General features: G+C 61.1%; 14 protein-coding genes. 5 read left to right on the top strand and 9 right to left on the bottom strand.

From position 1 onward, the window contains the following. Positions 1-176: 176 nt before the first annotated feature. From ACZ5WQ_RS09100 to ACZ5WQ_RS09090, 3 genes are all read left to right on the top strand, one after another. Positions 177-1,607, top strand: coding sequence for an IS1182 family transposase (locus ACZ5WQ_RS09100; protein WP_042858281.1), 1,431 nt, complete (start codon positions 177-179; stop codon positions 1,605-1,607). 337 nt (positions 1,608-1,944) lie between these two features. Continuing rightward, entirely contained in the window at positions 1,945-3,438 is a 1,494-nt protein-coding gene (locus ACZ5WQ_RS09095) for a SulP family inorganic anion transporter (protein ID WP_228245257.1), read from the top strand. Positions 3,439-3,455: 17 nt separating this feature from the next. Then, positions 3,456-4,316, top strand: a complete 861-nt coding sequence (locus ACZ5WQ_RS09090; RefSeq protein WP_269686915.1) for a universal stress protein — start codon at positions 3,456-3,458, stop codon at positions 4,314-4,316. An 11-nt stretch (positions 4,317-4,327) separates the two neighbouring features. On the opposite strand, the gene holA is transcribed toward ACZ5WQ_RS09090, so the two are convergent. From holA to leuS, 3 genes are read right to left on the bottom strand one after another with little or no spacing between them, the layout of a single operon-like run. After that, positions 4,328-5,356 carry a DNA polymerase III subunit delta gene (gene holA, locus ACZ5WQ_RS09085; protein WP_285676416.1) on the bottom strand — a complete coding sequence of 343 codons (1,029 nt, stop codon included), beginning with the start codon at positions 5,354-5,356 and terminating at the stop codon, positions 4,328-4,330. Between the two features lie 7 nt (positions 5,357-5,363). Beyond that, positions 5,364-5,909: an LPS-assembly lipoprotein LptE gene (locus ACZ5WQ_RS09080; protein WP_233048312.1), complete on the bottom strand. Its 546-nt coding sequence runs from the start codon at positions 5,907-5,909 to the stop codon at positions 5,364-5,366. 20 nt (positions 5,910-5,929) lie between these two features. Continuing rightward, positions 5,930-8,536, bottom strand: a complete 2,607-nt coding sequence (gene leuS / locus ACZ5WQ_RS09075) for a leucine--tRNA ligase (RefSeq protein ID WP_464383606.1) — start codon at positions 8,534-8,536, stop codon at positions 5,930-5,932. A 276-nt stretch (positions 8,537-8,812) separates the two neighbouring features. On the opposite strand from leuS, the gene ACZ5WQ_RS09070 reads away from it, so the two are divergent. Next, a complete protein-coding gene (locus tag ACZ5WQ_RS09070; RefSeq protein ID WP_464383605.1) occupies positions 8,813-8,989 on the top strand; it encodes a hypothetical protein in 177 nt (58 codons plus the stop codon). Here ACZ5WQ_RS09070 and lnt read toward each other — a convergent pair. The 5 genes from lnt to miaB all read right to left on the bottom strand — a co-directional run bounded on the left by lnt (position 8,942) and on the right by miaB (position 14,264). Further along, a complete protein-coding gene (gene lnt, locus ACZ5WQ_RS09065; RefSeq protein ID WP_233048310.1) occupies positions 8,942-10,462 on the bottom strand; it encodes an apolipoprotein N-acyltransferase in 1,521 nt (506 codons plus the stop codon). The genes ACZ5WQ_RS09070 and lnt overlap by 48 nt on opposite strands. A 23-nt stretch (positions 10,463-10,485) precedes the next feature. Then, entirely contained in the window at positions 10,486-11,325 is an 840-nt protein-coding gene (locus ACZ5WQ_RS09060; RefSeq protein ID WP_088273493.1) for an HlyC/CorC family transporter, read from the bottom strand. A gap of 6 nt (positions 11,326-11,331) precedes the next feature. After that, on the bottom strand, positions 11,332-11,790 hold the full coding sequence (gene ybeY, locus ACZ5WQ_RS09055; RefSeq protein ID WP_233048309.1) for an rRNA maturation RNase YbeY: 459 nt from the start codon (positions 11,788-11,790) through the stop codon (positions 11,332-11,334). Further along, positions 11,780-12,793: a PhoH family protein gene (locus ACZ5WQ_RS09050; RefSeq protein WP_088273495.1), complete on the bottom strand. Its 1,014-nt coding sequence runs from the start codon at positions 12,791-12,793 to the stop codon at positions 11,780-11,782. Before ACZ5WQ_RS09050 ends, ybeY begins: the two co-directional genes overlap by 11 nt. A gap of 145 nt (positions 12,794-12,938) precedes the next feature. Next, positions 12,939-14,264, bottom strand: coding sequence for a tRNA (N6-isopentenyl adenosine(37)-C2)-methylthiotransferase MiaB (gene miaB, locus ACZ5WQ_RS09045; RefSeq protein WP_088273496.1), 1,326 nt, complete (start codon positions 14,262-14,264; stop codon positions 12,939-12,941). Between the two features lie 143 nt (positions 14,265-14,407). Here miaB and ACZ5WQ_RS09040 point away from each other — a divergent pair, with 143 nt between their 5' ends. Further along, on the top strand, positions 14,408-14,737 hold the full coding sequence (locus ACZ5WQ_RS09040) for a DUF1820 family protein (RefSeq protein WP_228245264.1): 330 nt from the start codon (positions 14,408-14,410) through the stop codon (positions 14,735-14,737). Between the two features lie 18 nt (positions 14,738-14,755). Here the strand turns inward: ACZ5WQ_RS09040 and ACZ5WQ_RS09035 are convergent, their stop codons facing one another. After that, complete coding sequence (locus ACZ5WQ_RS09035; RefSeq protein WP_228245265.1) at positions 14,756-15,364, bottom strand: tetratricopeptide repeat protein; 609 nt, start codon at positions 15,362-15,364, stop codon at positions 14,756-14,758. Positions 15,365-15,370 lie beyond the last annotated feature (6 nt).

The following is a 15,370-nucleotide window of genomic DNA, read 5'->3' as shown; positions in this document are numbered from 1 at the left end:
ACAAGCCCCGTCCTTGAGCTTTTCGAGGTTGTCTTACTGGAAAGGTTCCGGCAGCAAAACCCGACAATGACAGGTGACGCGCGACTCGGCAAGGGCGGCAAATGGCCCAGAGTGTGTAAAAACGCCCCGGTGAACCCTTGCTATGATTTCTGAAAATCTCATCGCAAGGGAAGCCCATGAAACGGTTTATCCAGGGTGAACACCGAGGTCAAAGCACCTTACTTCCCGAAAGCCTCGACGACTATGTCAGCGATACCAATCCGGTTCGGGTAGTCGACGTTTTCGTCGATGAACTCGACTTGGCCAAACTAGGTTTTGATGGGGTCATTCCAGCCGAAACCGGCAGACCTGCCTACCACCCTGCGATCCTCCTGAAGATTTATATCTACGGCTACTTGAACCGCATTCAATCGAGCCGACGTCTTGAGCGAGAAGCCCAGCGCAACGTCGAACTCATGTGGCTAACCGGGCGTTTGATGCCCGATTTCAAGACCATCGCCAACTTCCGAAAAGACAACAGCAAGGCCATTCGCGGCGTCTGCCGCCAGTTCGTTTTGCTCTGCCAGCAGTTGGGGTTGTTTGGCGAAAACCTGGTTGCCATCGACGGCAGCAAATTCAAGGCAGTGAACAACCGTGACCGCAATTTCACCAGCGCCAAACTGAAGCGGCGCATGGAAGAAATCGAGGCGAGCATCAGCCGCTATTTGGCCGCGCTCGATGCGGCTGATCGGCAGATTCCTAGCGCCTCTGCGCCAGACACTGCGAGCTTGGAAGAGAAAATAACCAAGCTCAGAGCGCAGATGAAAGAGCTTCAGGAGATCGAAACTCAGCTCAACGAGTCGCCAGATAAACAGGTTTCGCTGACCGACCCGGATGCCCGCTCGATGATGACGCGCGGCAGCGGTATCGTCGGCTACAACGTGCAGACGGCGGTCGATACGCAGCACCATTTGATCGTTGCTCACGAGGTCACCAACAGCGGTTCCGACCGTGACCAACTCAGTTCAATGGCGAAGCAAGCACGTGAAGCTATCGGCGCAGAAACGTTGTCGGTAGTCGCCGACCGAGGCTACTTCAAAGGCGAGGAAATCCTGGCCTGTCACGACGCAAACATCACCGCCTACGTGCCGAAGCCGATGACCTCCAGTGCTAAAGCAGAAGGCCGATTCAACAAAGATGCCTTCGTGTATGACGCGACGAAAAACGAATACACCTGCCCGGCGGGAGAGGCCCTGATCTGGCGATTCTCCAGCGTTGAGAAAGGCATGAATATGCACTGTTACTGGAGTTCTAAGTGCCAGAGTTGTGCGCTGAAAACCCAGTGCACACCAAGCACAAATCGTCGAGTAAGGCGCTGGGAGCATGAAGCAGTGCTGGAGGAAATGCAGCGCCGGTTGAACCAAGCACCGGATATGATGCGGGTTCGAAAACGGACTGTTGAGCATCCCTTCGGCACGCTCAAACAATGGATGGGCGCAACGCACTTCCTGACCCGAAAGCTGAACGGGGTGAGTACGGAGATGAGCTTGAATGTGCTCGCCTACAACTTGAAACGGGTGATGAAAATCATCGGCACCGAAGGCCTGTTGAAGGCGATGACGGCGTAAAAAGCCCCAGCTTTTGCTGCTCCAAGAGGTGCCAAAGCGCTTCATAAACGCTCTGACGCGCTATTGGCGCTGATCGCGGCTATTTGCTTGGGAAACCGCCTCGCCCAGGAGCACTGGGCTGAGGCACCCAAGATGCGAAAGTGTTTTTACACACTCTGGGCCGTATGCCGGCATTTATGCTAGAGTTCGAGGCCTCTATTGACCCTGCTTCCTTGCCCGCGCGCCTTCGGCGATTTCGCGGGGCATGTGACATTGTGTTGCCGCATGTGAACAGGGGCCCCGCACCCTGACGATGCTGCGGTGTCGTCTTCTGAATTGAAAACAGGTTTGCCTGCCCATGACTGTCATCGAAACCCTGCGCCGCGAATGGTTCTCCAACGTGCGCGGCGACCTGCTGTCCGGCCTGGTCGTTGCCCTGGCGCTGATCCCTGAGGCCATCGCCTTCTCCATCATCGCCGGAGTGGATCCCAAGGTTGGCCTGTATGCCTCTTTTTGTATTGCGGTGGTGATCGCATTTACCGGCGGTCGTCCCGGCATGATTTCGGCGGCAACCGGGGCGATGGCATTGCTGATGGTTACCCTGGTTCGCGAGCACGGCCTGGAGTACCTGCTGGCCGCTTCCGTGTTGTGCGGTGTGCTGCAGATCGGCGCCGGTTATCTGCGGCTCGGCTCGCTGATGCGCTTCGTTTCGCGCTCGGTGGTGACCGGGTTTGTCAACGCGCTGGCGATCCTGATTTTTATGGCCCAGCTGCCCGAGCTGACTGGCGTAACCTGGCACGTTTACGCCATGACTGCCGCCGGCCTGGGTATCATCTATCTGTTCCCCTTGCTGCCGGGCGTCGGCAAGGTTATTCCCTCGCCACTGGTGTGCATTCTGTTGCTGACCGCTGTATCGATCTATCTCGGGCTGGATATTCGCACTGTCAGTGATATGGGCGAGTTGCCCGATACCCTGCCGGTCTTCCTCTGGCCGGACGTGCCACTCAACCTCGATACGCTGATGATCATTCTGCCGTACTCTGCCGCGATGGCGGTGGTTGGGCTGCTTGAGTCGATGATGACTGCCACGATTGTCGACGATCTGACCGATACCAGCAGTGACAAGAACCGTGAGTGCAAGGGCCAGGGTGTAGCGAATATCGCATCGGGCCTGCTTGGCGGCATGGCGGGCTGCGCCATGATCGGTCAGTCGGTGATCAACGTGAAATCCGGTGGTCGCACCCGCCTGTCGTGCTTTGTGGCCGGCAGTGTGCTGCTGGTGCTGGTGGTGTTTGCCAGCGACTGGGTCGGGCAGATTCCCATGGCGGCGCTGGTGGCGGTGATGATCATGGTCTCGATCGGCACCTTCAGCTGGGATTCGATCCGCAACCTGCGTCACCATCCGTTGTCGACCAACCTGGTCATGCTGGCCACCGTATCAGTGGTGGTGGCGACCCATAACCTGGCCTATGGCGTGTTTGTCGGCGTGCTGCTGGCGGCAATGTTTTTCGCCAACAAGATTGGTCATTACCTGCATATCGGCAGCGTGCTGAGCGCCGATGGCGAAGAGCGTCGCTACGAGGTGGTGGGCCAGGTGTTTTTCAGTTCTGCGGACAAGTTTGCTGCGGGCTTTGATTTCAGGGAAGCGCTTGATAGGGTGGTGATTGACCTGAGTCGCGCCCACTTCTGGGATATCACCGCCGTGGGTGCTCTGGATAAGGTCGTCATCAAGTTCCGCCGGGAGGGTACAGCGGTTGAGGTCATCGGCCTGAATGAGGCCAGTGCCACGATTGTGGATCGGTTTGGCGTGCATGACAAACCTGATGCGGTAGACCACATCGGCGGTCACTGAAAGCAACGGAGAGCAGGATGAACGAACCACAGGTACTGGCCTGCATCGATGGCTCCGCATCCAGCGAGGCGGTCTGCGATTATGCCGCCTGGGCCAGCTTGCGCCTGTCCGCGCCGCTGACCTTGCTGCATGTATTGGAGCCTAACGTCGGCGCATCGCCTGCCGACCTGTCCGGCAGCATCGGACTGGGCAGTCGCGAGCATCTGCTGAGCGAGCTGGCGGAGCTGGACGAACGACGTGCACGCCTGCTGCGCGAACAGGGCAAGTTGATGCTCGATGCTGCGACAGCCCGGGTGCGCGCAGATGGAGTGGCAGAACCCGCTCTGCGGCAGCGCCACGGGCGCCTGGTCGACACCCTGCAGGAGCTGGAAAGCGATATCCGGCTGCTGGTGGTTGGGCGACAGGGTGAAGCCGGCGGCTCGGCAGCGAGCCAGGTTGGCAGTCAGCTGGAAAGCGTAATTCGCACCATGCATCGGCCGGTACTGGTCTCTACCGGCGTATTCCGCTCACCGCAGCGCGTGCTGGTGGCCTTCGATAACAGCCCAAGTGTTCGCAAGGGACTGGACCTGTTGTTACAGAGTCCCTTGTTGGCCGGTCTGGCGATGCACCTGCTGATGGTCGGTGCTGATACCGCTGACGCGCGGGAGGCTCTTGAGTTCGCCCGCTTGCAGCTGCAGCAGTCAGGCGTCACGGCAACGGCCGAGATCCGCGCTGGCGCAGAGGTGGACTCGGTGCTTTTGGCCTGTCAGCGCGAGCAGGCAATGGATCTGATCGTCATGGGTGCCTACGGCCATTCGCCCATTCGCCGGTTTCTGGTCGGCAGCACGACCACGTCCATGCTCCGCCATGCCGAGTGCCCGTTGCTGCTGCTGCGCTGACCGCCCCTGAATCAGAGCGCCAGACGCGCGCCCGAGGCCTCGACCAGAATCCGTGCCAGGCCATCCCAAGGTGAACCCGGTGCCTGGCCCTTGATCTGCTCGTCAACGGTTTGGGCATCGCCCAGCCAGCGTTCCCAGGCCATCGCCGGATGGCGTTGCAGTGCCGCGCGGAGCAAGGGTTTGCGCTTATCCCAGACCGGCGGACGCTGGCTGGCGAATACCTTGTCCAGCGGTATGCCGCGGCTGTGCTGCTGGGCCATATCGGCCAGGGCCCGCAGTTCACGGCTCACAGCCCAGAGAATCACCGGAGCCTCGACCCCTTCGCCGCGCAGGCCATGAAGCATGCGCAGGGCATGTTCCGGCTGCCCCTGCAGCATGGCATCGCTGAGGTTGAAAACGTCGAAGCGGGCGCTATCGGCAACAACCTGCTGCACCGTCTCCAGGCTCAGCTGGCCCTGCGGGCAGTAGAGTTTCAGCTTCTCGATTTCCTGCGCCGCCGCCAGCAGATTGCCTTCCACCCGCGCGCAGAGCAGGTCGATCGCCTCGGGGCCAGCCTGCAGGCCGGCGGCAAGCAGGCGCTCGCGAATCCAGTTGGGTAATTGGGCAGGCTCAATCGGCCAGATCTGGACGAACCGGCTGTCAGCGTGTTCGATCAGGGTTTTTGCCCACTTGCTGCGCTGGGTCGTGCCATCGAGCTTGGGCAGACTGATCAGCAGGGTAGTGTCTTCGGCAGGCTGTTCCAGATAGGCCAGTAACGCCTTTGCTCCGGCGTCACCCGGTTTGCCCGAGGGAATGCGCAGTTCGAGCAAGCGCTTCTGGGCAAACAGCGAGAGGCTGTGGCTGGCTTCGTACAGCTGGGACCAGTCGAAACTGCGGTCCACATCAAAAACCTGGCGCTCCTCGCTGCCGGCGTTGCGGCAGGCCTGGCGAATCAGGTCGCAGGCCTCGCCACAGAGCAGCGGATCATCACCGCTGACAACGTAGACGGCGGCCAGCTCGTCCCTGAGCTGCTTGCCCAGCTGGGGGGCGTTGAGCTTCATTACCTGCTCAGTTGCCCTGCTGGTCGAGACGCGATTCGCGGCTGGAAAGGTCGCTTTCGCTGATACTGGAGAGACGGAACAGCAACTGGCGGGTGAGGTCCTGACGCATTTCCCGGCGCAGCAGCTCCTCTTCCTCGGTGGTGCCGATAATGTTGTCCTTATCGTTGACGTAAATACGGCGTGTGGCCAGGGTTTCCGGACCGATCAGCGGGCGACCCTGACGGTCGGCGATCTGGAAGGTCAGGTTGCTGGTCAGCTCGTATTCTGCCGGAGTCGAGCTGCTGGTATAACTTACTGCTCTGCGCTCCTGACCTTCGTTCAGCAGTTGCAGCCGATAGGCTGCGGTCGGCGTGACCTGGACCCCGTCCACTTCCAGTGCCTCAAGCACTTGCTGATAGGTTCGGCCGTAGCGGTTTTGCGCCGTTACATCGAGTTGGGTCAGCTCGACGCTGTCGACACCGGTGCCGCGCAGGTGGAATCCGCAGCCGGAGGCGAGCAGGGTGGCGCCGAGAACGGCGCAGCTGAGCAGCAGGCGGGGGGTGGTCAGTGACATCTTGGCTCTCCGTTGCAAAATCAGTTGGCGACAATGTTGACCAGCTTGCCCGGGACGACGATCACCTTGCGGATGGTCAGGCCCTCGGTAAAGCGCAGCACATTCTCGTTTTCCCGCGCGGTGGCTTCAATCAGCTCGCGGCTGGCGTCGGCGGCGACTTCAATGTGACCGCGCAGCTTGCCGTTGACCTGAATAACCAGTTGCAGGCTGTCCTGTACCAACGCGCTCTCGTCGACGCTCGGCCAGCGCGCGTCGATGATCGCATCGCTGTGACCCAATGCCTGCCAGAGGCTGTGGCAGATGTGCGGGGCGATGGGCGCCAGCAGCAGGGCGACGGTTTCCAGGCCTTCCTGCATCAGGGCGCGGTCCTGCTCGGCGTCCTGCGGTGCCTTTTCCAGCACGTTCATCAGGGTCATCACGGCGGCGATGGCGGTATTGAACTTGTGGTGCTGGCCGATATCCTGGCTGGCCTGCTTGATGGCCAGATGGATGGCGCGGCGTACGGCTTTCTGCTCGTCGCTCAGGCTGGTGAGGTCGGCGTTTGCGGCCGGGCCCCTGGCATGGTGCTGCTGGCTCAGGCGCCAGACGCGGCGCAGGAAGCGCTGGGCGCCTTCAACGCCGGAGTCGGACCATTCCAGGCTCATGTCCGGCGGTGACGCGAACATCATGAACAGGCGGCAGGTGTCGGCGCCGTACTGGTCGATCATGGCCTGCGGGTCAACGCCGTTGTTCTTCGACTTGGACATCTTCTCGGTGCCGCCGATCTCGACCGGCTGGCCGTCGCTGCGCAGGGTGGCAGCAACTATCTTGCCCTTGGCGTCGCGCTCGACATCCACGTCGGCCGGGTTGTACCAGGTCTTGCTGCCGTTGGCTTCAAGGCGGTAGTAGGTGTCGGCCAGCACCATGCCCTGGGTCAGCAGGTTCTTGAACGGCTCGTTGCTGCTGACCAGGCCCTCGTCGCGCATCAGCTTGTGGAAGAAACGCGCGTAGAGCAGGTGCAAAATAGCGTGTTCGATCCCGCCGATGTACTGGTCCACCGGCAGCCAGTGATTGGCCGCAGCCGGGTCGACCATGCCCTTGTCATATTGCGGGCTGGCGTAGCGGGCGTAGTACCAGGAGCTTTCAACGAAGGTATCCATGGTGTCGGTTTCGCGCTTGGCGGCGGCGCCACACTTCGGACAGCTGCACTCATAAAATTCGGGCATCTTGGCCAGCGGGCTGCCGGCGCCATCGGGGATCACGTCTTCGGGCAGGACTACCGGCAACTGGTCATCCGGCACCGGTACGTCACCACAGCTGTCGCAGTGAATGATCGGAATCGGGCAGCCCCAGTAGCGCTGACGGCTGATACCCCAGTCGCGCAGGCGGAACTGGGTGCGTGGCTCGCCCAGGCCTTTCTGCTTCAGTACTTCGCCAATGGCGGTAAAGGCGCTGTCGTAGTCCAGGCCGTCGAATTCTTCTGAGTTGATCAGCTCGCCCTTCTCGGCGTAGGCGTCCTGCCAGGGTTCGGGTGTTTCGTCGCCGGCAGAAGTGCGGATTACCGGCTTGATCGGCAGGCGATATTTGCTGGCAAAGGCAAAGTCGCGCTCATCATGCGCCGGTACGGCCATCACGGCGCCTTCGCCATACCCCATGAGCACGTAATTGGCGACCCATACCGGCAGCTTCTCGCCGGTCAGCGGGTGCAGCACGTACAGCGGGGTCGGCAGGCCTTTCTTTTCCTGGGTAGCGATGTCGGCCTCGGCCACACCACCACGCTTGCACTCGTCGATGAACGCCTGCAGTTCGGGGTTGTTTTGCGCGGCCTGGGTGGCCAGCGGGTGTTCGGCGGCAACGGCAACGTAGGTCGCGCCCATCAGGGTGTCCGGGCGTGTGGTAAAAACCTTCAGGGTGCCGTCGTGGCCGATGCTGGTGGTGTCGTACGGGAACTGGACTTCCATGCCGACCGACTTGCCGATCCAGTTGCGCTGCATGGTCTTGACCTGTTCGGGCCAGCCGGTCAGCTCATCGAGCGAGCTCAGCAGCTCCTCGGCGTAGTTGGTGATCGCGAAGTAATACATCGGGATCTCGCGCTTCTCGATCACGGCGCCGCTGCGCCAGCCCTTGCCGTCGATTACCTGCTCGTTGGCCAGAACAGTCTGGTCGACCGGGTCCCAGTTCACGGTACCGTTCTTGCGGTAGATGATGCCCTTCTCGAACAGGCGGGTGAACAGCCATTGCTCCCAGCGGTAGTAATCCGGCTTGCAGGTGGCGATCTCGCGCGACCAGTCGATTGCCAGGCCCAGGCTTTTCAGTTGGGTACGCATGTAATCGATGTTGGAGTAGGTCCAGGCAGCCGGAGCGACTTTATTGTTCATCGCTGCGTTTTCCGCCGGCATGCCGAAGGCGTCCCAGCCCATGGGCTGCAGTACGTTCTTGCCCTGCATGCGCTGGTAGCGGGCGATCACGTCACCGATGGTGTAGTTGCGCACATGCCCCATGTGTAGCTTGCCGCTGGGGTAGGGAAACATCGACAGGCAGTAGTAGGTGTCCTGGTCGGGGGTTTCGCTGACCTTGAAAGCGTTGGCATTGTCCCAGTCGGTCTGGGCAGCGGCTTCGATTTCGCTCGGTGAATACTGTTCTTGCATGGCGTGGGGTCTGGTGACTCGTGGTGACGTGAAAAAGTAATGGGGCAGGATACACCACCCGGCGCTCATCAGGTAGTCACATGCCATTCGTCGCCGGCTCGGTAGACACCCGGTCGGTGGGTCTATTCTCTAGGTGGGAAGGCAGGTCACCGGGGCTTGCTTCAGGCTACTGCGGGAGGGTGCGAGATGTGTGGCGGATTGCCTTCGGTGGTAGCTCGACAGCCACAGGACAGTGCCTATGGTCGTTTGCTTAGACGGCTGGACCAGGCGCTGGATATGGCGCACACCCGGCAATGGCTCAGTGGCTATCCGGAATTGCCGAGTGAACTCGAGCTGCAAGGGCTGAGCCCCGAGGAGATGGCGCTGCTACAGCAGATTCTGGTCGCCATCTCCACTCGCACGCCGCTACCGGGCGTGACGCCGGCGCCAGGCAACGGGCAGCAGTATTGCTAGTGCCATAACTATCAGCGGCCAGCTGCGCCAGCGCAGATAGGGCGTCTGCCCGGTCATCGGCTGCACCTCGCCGATCAATACCTCCTGCTGAAACTGCGCAATCCGCTGGCGAATGATGCCGCGCGGATCGATCAGCGCGGTTACGCCATTATTGGTCGCACGGATCATCCAGCGCTGGCTTTCGATGGCGCGCATCTGCGCCATCTGCAGGTGCTGGAGCGGGCCAATGGAAGAGCCGAACCAGCTGTCGTTGCTGATAGTGATCAACAGGTCGCTCCGGGCGGCGAGCTTGGCGGCAAAATCGGGGTAGACCGCCTCGTAGCAGATCAGTGGCGCCAGCTGGTAACCGGCGGCCTGCAGTGGCGGCTGATCGGCCGGCCCGCGACTGAAGCTGGACATCGGCAGGTTGAAAAAATCGATCAGGCCGCGCAGCAGGCCTTCCAGTGGCACGTACTCGCCAAAGGGTACCAGCTTCTGTTTCAGGTACTGGCTGCGGGGCTCGCTGCCACCGACCATGATGCCGTTGTAGATGCGCATGCCATGCCCATCGTGGGTATCGACCGGGATGCCGGTGATGAGGGTGCGGCCTTGCTGCGCCAGATTGGCGGCGATGCCGTCAACAAAGTACAGCGATTGGCTCTGCAGGACCGGTACCGCGGTTTCCGGCCAGACCACCAGATCGGTTGGCGGTTGGGCGTAGGTCAGGTCACGGTACAGTTCCAGTGTGTGGGTAATGTAGGCCGGGTCCCACTTGTTGGCCTGCTCTATGTTGGCCTGCACCAGATTGACGCTCAGGCGCTTGCCGACTGGCCCGGTCCAGTCGACGTATTGCAGCAGCAACCCGCCGCCCCAGAACAAGCCGACCAGCGCAGCAACGGCCGCCGCCTGCAGTGGGCGTCGCAGCAGACGCCACTCGGTCAACAGGCAGGCGATCAGCACTGATATCACGCCGAGCAGCCAGACACCGCCAATCGGCGCCCAGCCGGCCAGCGCGCTGTGAGTGTGCGCATAGCCGTGATAGAGCCAGGGGAAGCCTGTGAGGAACCAGCTGCGGAACATTTCCTGGGCAAACCACAGCAGGGCGAAACACAGGCTGGCGAGCCACGGGCCCTGCGGGCGCAGAAAACGCACCCACAGCCAGGCCATCAGTGCAAAAAAGCAAGCCAGTCCCAGTTCCAGTCCGCCGGTCAGCAAGGCGGCCAGCGGCGGTGAGGCATTGCCGTGGACGTGGATGCTGATATAGATCCAGGAAACGCCGGAGACGAACAGCCCCAGCCCCCAGGCGCCACCGCGCAGGGGGGCCTGCTTTGGCGTGACGTCCTTCAGCCCCTGATACAGCAGGGCCACTGAGAGCATGCCCAGCGGCCAGATGTTGTAGGGGGCAAAGGAGAGGGTGCTGAGCGCGCCGGCGACCAGCGCGATCAGGTGGCCGACAAGGCCGGGGCCGCGCAGGCGGCTGAGCAGGGCATGCATGGAGATGTCCTTATCGGTGCCGGCTAGCGGTTGACCAGGGTGACGCGCAGCAGATGAACCCGGCGGCTGTCGGCGTTCAGCACGCGAACCCGGAAACCGTCCAGCTCGACCACTTCATTGCGTTTGGGCAGATGGCCGAAGGCGTTCATGACCAGCCCGCCAACGGTATCGAACTCTTCGTCGGAGAACTCGGTTTCGAAGTGTTCGTTGAACTCCTCGATGGGGGTCAGGCCCTTGACCAGATAATCACCGCTGGGCAGCGGTTTGATCTGACTGTCCTCGTCAACATCATGCTCGTCTTCAATGTCGCCGACGATTTGCTCCAGCACGTCTTCGATGGTAACCAGACCGGATACGCCGCCGTATTCATCGATGACAATGGCCATGTGATTGCGGGTGGCGCGGAACTCCTTGAGCAGCACGTTGAGGCGCTTGGATTCCGGTACAAAGGTCGCGGAACGCAGGATGTCCTTGATGTTGAAGCGCTCGGTGTTCTCTTCCAGCAGCAGCGGCAGCAGGTCCTTGGCGAGCAGAATGCCCAGCACATCATCGACGTTCTCGCCGATGACCGGAAAGCGCGAGTGGGCGGCTTCGATCACTGCAGGCAGAAATTCGCGCGGGCTGTGGCTTGCCTTGATAGTAGTCATCTGCGAGCGCGGCACCATGATGTCGCGGACCTGCATGTCCGACACCTGGAGCGCACCTTCGATGATCGACAGGGCCTCGATATCCAGAACCTCGTTACTGTGCGCCTCGCGCAGCAGCTCGAGCAGTTCCTGGCGGTTCTTGGGTTCATGGACAAAAGCCTGGACCAGTTTATCCAGCCACGACTTATGCCCGTTGGTCGATCGATCTTCGCTCATTGGTCCTTACTCATCATCTTCAAGATAGGGGTCGGCTATGCCGAGTTCTGCCAGCAATTCCCGTTCCAGGGCTTCCATCTCTTCTGCATCGGCGTCTTCGATGTGATCGTAGCCGAGCAGGTGCAGGCAACCGTGGATGACCATGTGCGCCCAGTGCGCGTGCAGGGGTTTGCCCTGCTCGTCAGCTTCACGGGCGACTACGGGGACGCAGATCACCAGGTCGCCAAGCAGCGGCAGGTCAAGTTCGGGGGGCAGGTCTGCAGGAAAGGACAATACGTTGGTGGCGTAGTCCTTGCCGCGATAGGTGCTGTTCAGCTGGCGGCCCTCATCGGCGTCCACCAGACGGATGGTCAGTTCTCGGTCGGTGCCGGTACCCAGGGCCAGCCCGACCCAGCGTATGAAGCTGTCGTCGTCGGGCTGATCGGGTGCACTGGAAGCGCGCTGGATGTCGAGCTCAATGCTCATTGCGACGCTCCTTGCGGGCAGCTTCCTGCAGCGCGTCGAAGCGGTCGTAGGCCTCGACGATGCGCTGGACCAGCGGGTGTCGCACCACGTCCTTGGACTCGAAGTGGGTGAAGCCAATGCCCTTGACGTCTTTCAGCACTTCGGTGACGTGGGCCAGGCCCGAGCGGGTGCCGCGGGGCAGGTCGACCTGGGTAATGTCGCCGGTGATCACCGCGGTCGAGCCGAAGCCGATACGGGTCAGGAACATCTTCATCTGTTCCAGTGTGGTGTTCTGCGACTCGTCGAGAATGATGAAGCTGTTGTTCAGGGTGCGGCCACGCATGTACGCCAGCGGCGCGATCTCGATCACCTGCTTTTCGATCAGCTTGGCAACCTGCTCAAACCCGAGCATCTCGTACAGGGCGTCGTAGAGCGGGCGCAGGTAGGGGTCGATCTTCTGCGCCAGGTCACCGGGCAAAAAACCCAGCTTCTCGCCGGCTTCCACCGCCGGACGTACCAGCAGGATGCGCCGAATCTGCTCGCGCTCCAGTGCATCGACCGCGCAGGCCACCGCCAGATAGGTCTTGCCGGTGCCGGCCGGGCCGATGCCGAAGTTGATGTCGTGCTCGAGAATAGAGCGCACGTACTTCTGCTGATTCGGGCCGCGCGGCTGGATGCTCATCTTGCGCGTGCGCAGGATCACCGGCTTGTGGTCTTCACCATTGCTGAGGCTTTCGCCCAGGCTTTCCAGTCCCGATTCCTGCAGATACAGGTGCACGGTATCCGGGCTCAGGTCGTCGGTATTGCGGGTTTCGCGATACAGCTGACGCAGCACGGCTTCGGCAGAGCGGGTCAGGGAATCGTCGCCAATCAGCTCGAAGTGGTTGCCGCGGTTGCGGACTTCGATGCCGAGGCGTTGTTCGATCAGGCGGAGATTTTCATCGAACTGGCCGCAAAGGCTGGCGAAGCGGCGGGGGTCGACAGGTTCGATACTGAAGCGATGGATATGCTGGGGCGCGTTCAAAATGGTCCGTTGGTCGCCATATGGCACTGAGAAGCGCACAGGATAGCGCGCAAATATCCCGCTGCAAAGACCCGCCCATCCATACCTGTCACTGGGTTATCAGTACAACGGTGGCGGTTTTGCAGCGGGGGCGGGGCACACCTGCTCAGTGTGCCGTGTTGCTGATCAGCGTGCCGCGCAGCGAGTGTGGCAGCGCCTCTTCAATCCGGACGTCGACGAACTGGCCGATCAGGCCGGGGTTGTCGCAGCGGAAGTTGACCACGCGATTGTGCTCGGTGCGGCCCTGCAGCATGCCCGGGTCCTTCTTCGAGAAGTCGCTGACCAGGATGCGCTGGGTGGTGCCGACCATGCGGCGGCTGTTCTCGAAGCCCTGCTGGTTCAGGCGTGCCTGAAGAATCTGCAGGCGCTGCTTCTTGGTCTCCATTGGCGTGTCATCATTCAGATCGGCCGCCGGCGTGCCGGGACGGGCGCTATAGATGAACGAGTAGGAGAAATCGAAGCCGACGTCCTCAACCAGTTTCATGGTCTGCTCGAAATCACGGTCGGTTTCACCCGGGAAGCCGATAATGAAGTCCGAGCTGAGGATAATATCCGGCACTGCGGCTTTCAGCTTGCGGATGCGCGACTTGTATTCCAGTGCGGTGTGGTTGCGCTTCATCGCCGCCAGTACCCGGTCGGAACCTGATTGCACCGGCAGGTGCAGGTACTTCACCAGCTTCGGAATCTCGGCGTGGGCCTGGATGATGGCGTCGGAAAATTCCAGCGGGTGGCTGGTGGTGTAGCGAATGCGCTCAATCCCGTCGATCGCTGCCACAGCGTGCAGCAGGTCGGCAAAGTCGGTACCGTCAAAACGGTAGCCATTGACGTTCTGACCCAGCAGGGTGACTTCCTTGACGCCGTTCTCGGCCAGGTGAACGATCTCGGCCAGCACGTCGGCCAGCGGGCGGCTGACTTCCTCGCCACGGGTGTAGGGCACCACGCAGAAGCTGCAGTACTTGCTGCAGCCTTCCATGATCGATACGAAGGCCGTCGGGCCGTCTACGCGTGGCTCGGGCAGGGCGTCGAACTTCTCGATCTCGGGGAAGCTGACATCCACCTGCGGCTGCTGTGTGGTGCGCGCGGCGTTGATCATCTCAGGCAGGCGGTGCAGGGTCTGCGGGCCGAATACCACGTCAACGTAGGAGGCGCGATCGCGGATGGCGGTGCCTTCCTGGCTGGCGACGCAGCCGCCAACGCCGATGATCAGCTCCGGGTTCTTCTCTTTAAGCGGGCGCCAGCGGCCCAGCTCGGAGAAAACCTTTTCCTGAGCTTTTTCACGGATCGAGCAGGTGTTGAGCAGGATGACATCCGCCTCATCGGGGTTGTCGGTCAGCTCCATTGCCTGATGTTCGCCGAGCAGGTCTGCCATGCGCGAGCTGTCATACTCGTTCATCTGGCAACCGTGGGTCTGAATAAAGAGTTTCTTGGCCATGGGATTGTGCTGGGGGCTAGCTGGGAAAAGGGGCGATTATACACACATCTGCTTCTGCCGCCCCCTGTGCTATGATGCGCGCCCGCCGAGCGGCTGATGCCACGGTGTCCTTCCACGTTTTTCAAGGTGTTGATCAACCCGTCATGAGCAAAGAAAAGCAACCGGTTTTCCGGGTCATCTTCCAGAACCAGGGACAGGTGTTCGAGCTTTACGCCCAGCAGATCTTTCAGAGTGAGCTGTGGGGGTTCATGGAAATTGAAGAGCTGATCTTCGGCGAGCGGTCACAGATGCTGGTCGATCCGGCCGAAGAGAAACTGAAGAATCAGTTTGAAGGGGTCAAGCGCAGCTTCATTCCCGTGCACTCGATCATTCGTATTGACGAAGTTGAACGCGTCGGCACGCCAAAAATCACCGACGCTCAGGGCGGCAGCAACATCATGCATTTCCCGATGCCGCCGCGTAACGACGGCTGACAGACTCATGCAGCAGCCTCAAGGCTGCTGAAGTTCCTGATCCGTCTGGTCGATATCACCGGGTGGCTCGACGGGGGCGCCCGGCGCCATCGTGCCACTGAGCTGTTCCTCTCGAATCTGCGCCAGATAGTCCCGAAACAGGGTGCCGAGCACATGGTTGGCCACCTGAACTTCCTGTGCGTCCATCTCTTGCGCGACCAGGTCAGCAGCATCCATGGCGTCATCATTGCCGTTGACGGCGGCCATCTTGAGGATGATGTAGGCCTGCGGCAGGTTGCGCGGGATGCCTTCGCCGTTGAAGTGCATCATACCCAGAAGGTACTGGGCTCTGGGCTCACCCTGGATTGATGCCTTTTCCAGCCACTGCAGCGAGGTCGCATAGTTGCGCTCTACGCGCTCACCCTTGTAGTACAGCTGGCCCAATTCGAATTGCGCCTGCATGTCGCCGCCGTCGGCCGCGCGCTGGCATGCGTCCAGCGCCAGCGGCAGGCTTTCATCGTCAACCCGTTCAAAGGCGCAGCGGTCGTCGGCACTGATCAGTAGCGGGTTATCCGACTCTGCCAGCAGGGTGGACGCCGGCAGCATAAGCAGGCCGGTAAGGACAGCGGGCGTAAGCAGGCGTTGCATGACGGG

It is taken from the genome of Halopseudomonas sp. T1L2 (assembly GCF_055397385.1).
The sequence above is the reverse complement of the archived record's forward strand: the minus strand, read 5'-3'. Positions and strand labels throughout refer to the sequence as shown.

Excerpts from the sequence above, each read along its gene's own strand:
- ACZ5WQ_RS09100 (WP_042858281.1), top strand. The coding sequence starts at position 177 with ATGAAACGGTTTATCCAGGGTGAACACCGAGGTCAAAGCACCTTACTT.
- ACZ5WQ_RS09095 (WP_228245257.1), top strand. The coding sequence starts at position 1,945 with ATGACTGTCATCGAAACCCTGCGCCGCGAATGGTTCTCCAACGTGCGC.
- ACZ5WQ_RS09090 (WP_269686915.1), top strand. The coding sequence starts at position 3,456 with ATGAACGAACCACAGGTACTGGCCTGCATCGATGGCTCCGCATCCAGC.
- holA (WP_285676416.1), bottom strand. The coding sequence starts at position 5,356 with ATGAAGCTCAACGCCCCCCAGCTGGGCAAGCAGCTCAGGGACGAGCTG.
- ACZ5WQ_RS09080 (WP_233048312.1), bottom strand. The coding sequence starts at position 5,909 with ATGTCACTGACCACCCCCCGCCTGCTGCTCAGCTGCGCCGTTCTCGGC.
- leuS (WP_464383606.1), bottom strand. The coding sequence starts at position 8,536 with ATGCAAGAACAGTATTCACCGAGCGAAATCGAAGCCGCTGCCCAGACC.
- ACZ5WQ_RS09070 (WP_464383605.1), top strand. The coding sequence starts at position 8,813 with ATGGCGCACACCCGGCAATGGCTCAGTGGCTATCCGGAATTGCCGAGT.
- lnt (WP_233048310.1), bottom strand. The coding sequence starts at position 10,462 with ATGCATGCCCTGCTCAGCCGCCTGCGCGGCCCCGGCCTTGTCGGCCAC.
- ACZ5WQ_RS09060 (WP_088273493.1), bottom strand. The coding sequence starts at position 11,325 with ATGAGCGAAGATCGATCGACCAACGGGCATAAGTCGTGGCTGGATAAA.
- ybeY (WP_233048309.1), bottom strand. The coding sequence starts at position 11,790 with ATGAGCATTGAGCTCGACATCCAGCGCGCTTCCAGTGCACCCGATCAG.
- miaB (WP_088273496.1), bottom strand. The coding sequence starts at position 14,264 with ATGGCCAAGAAACTCTTTATTCAGACCCACGGTTGCCAGATGAACGAG.
- ACZ5WQ_RS09040 (WP_228245264.1), top strand. The coding sequence starts at position 14,408 with ATGAGCAAAGAAAAGCAACCGGTTTTCCGGGTCATCTTCCAGAACCAG.
- ACZ5WQ_RS09035 (WP_228245265.1), bottom strand. The coding sequence starts at position 15,364 with ATGCAACGCCTGCTTACGCCCGCTGTCCTTACCGGCCTGCTTATGCTG.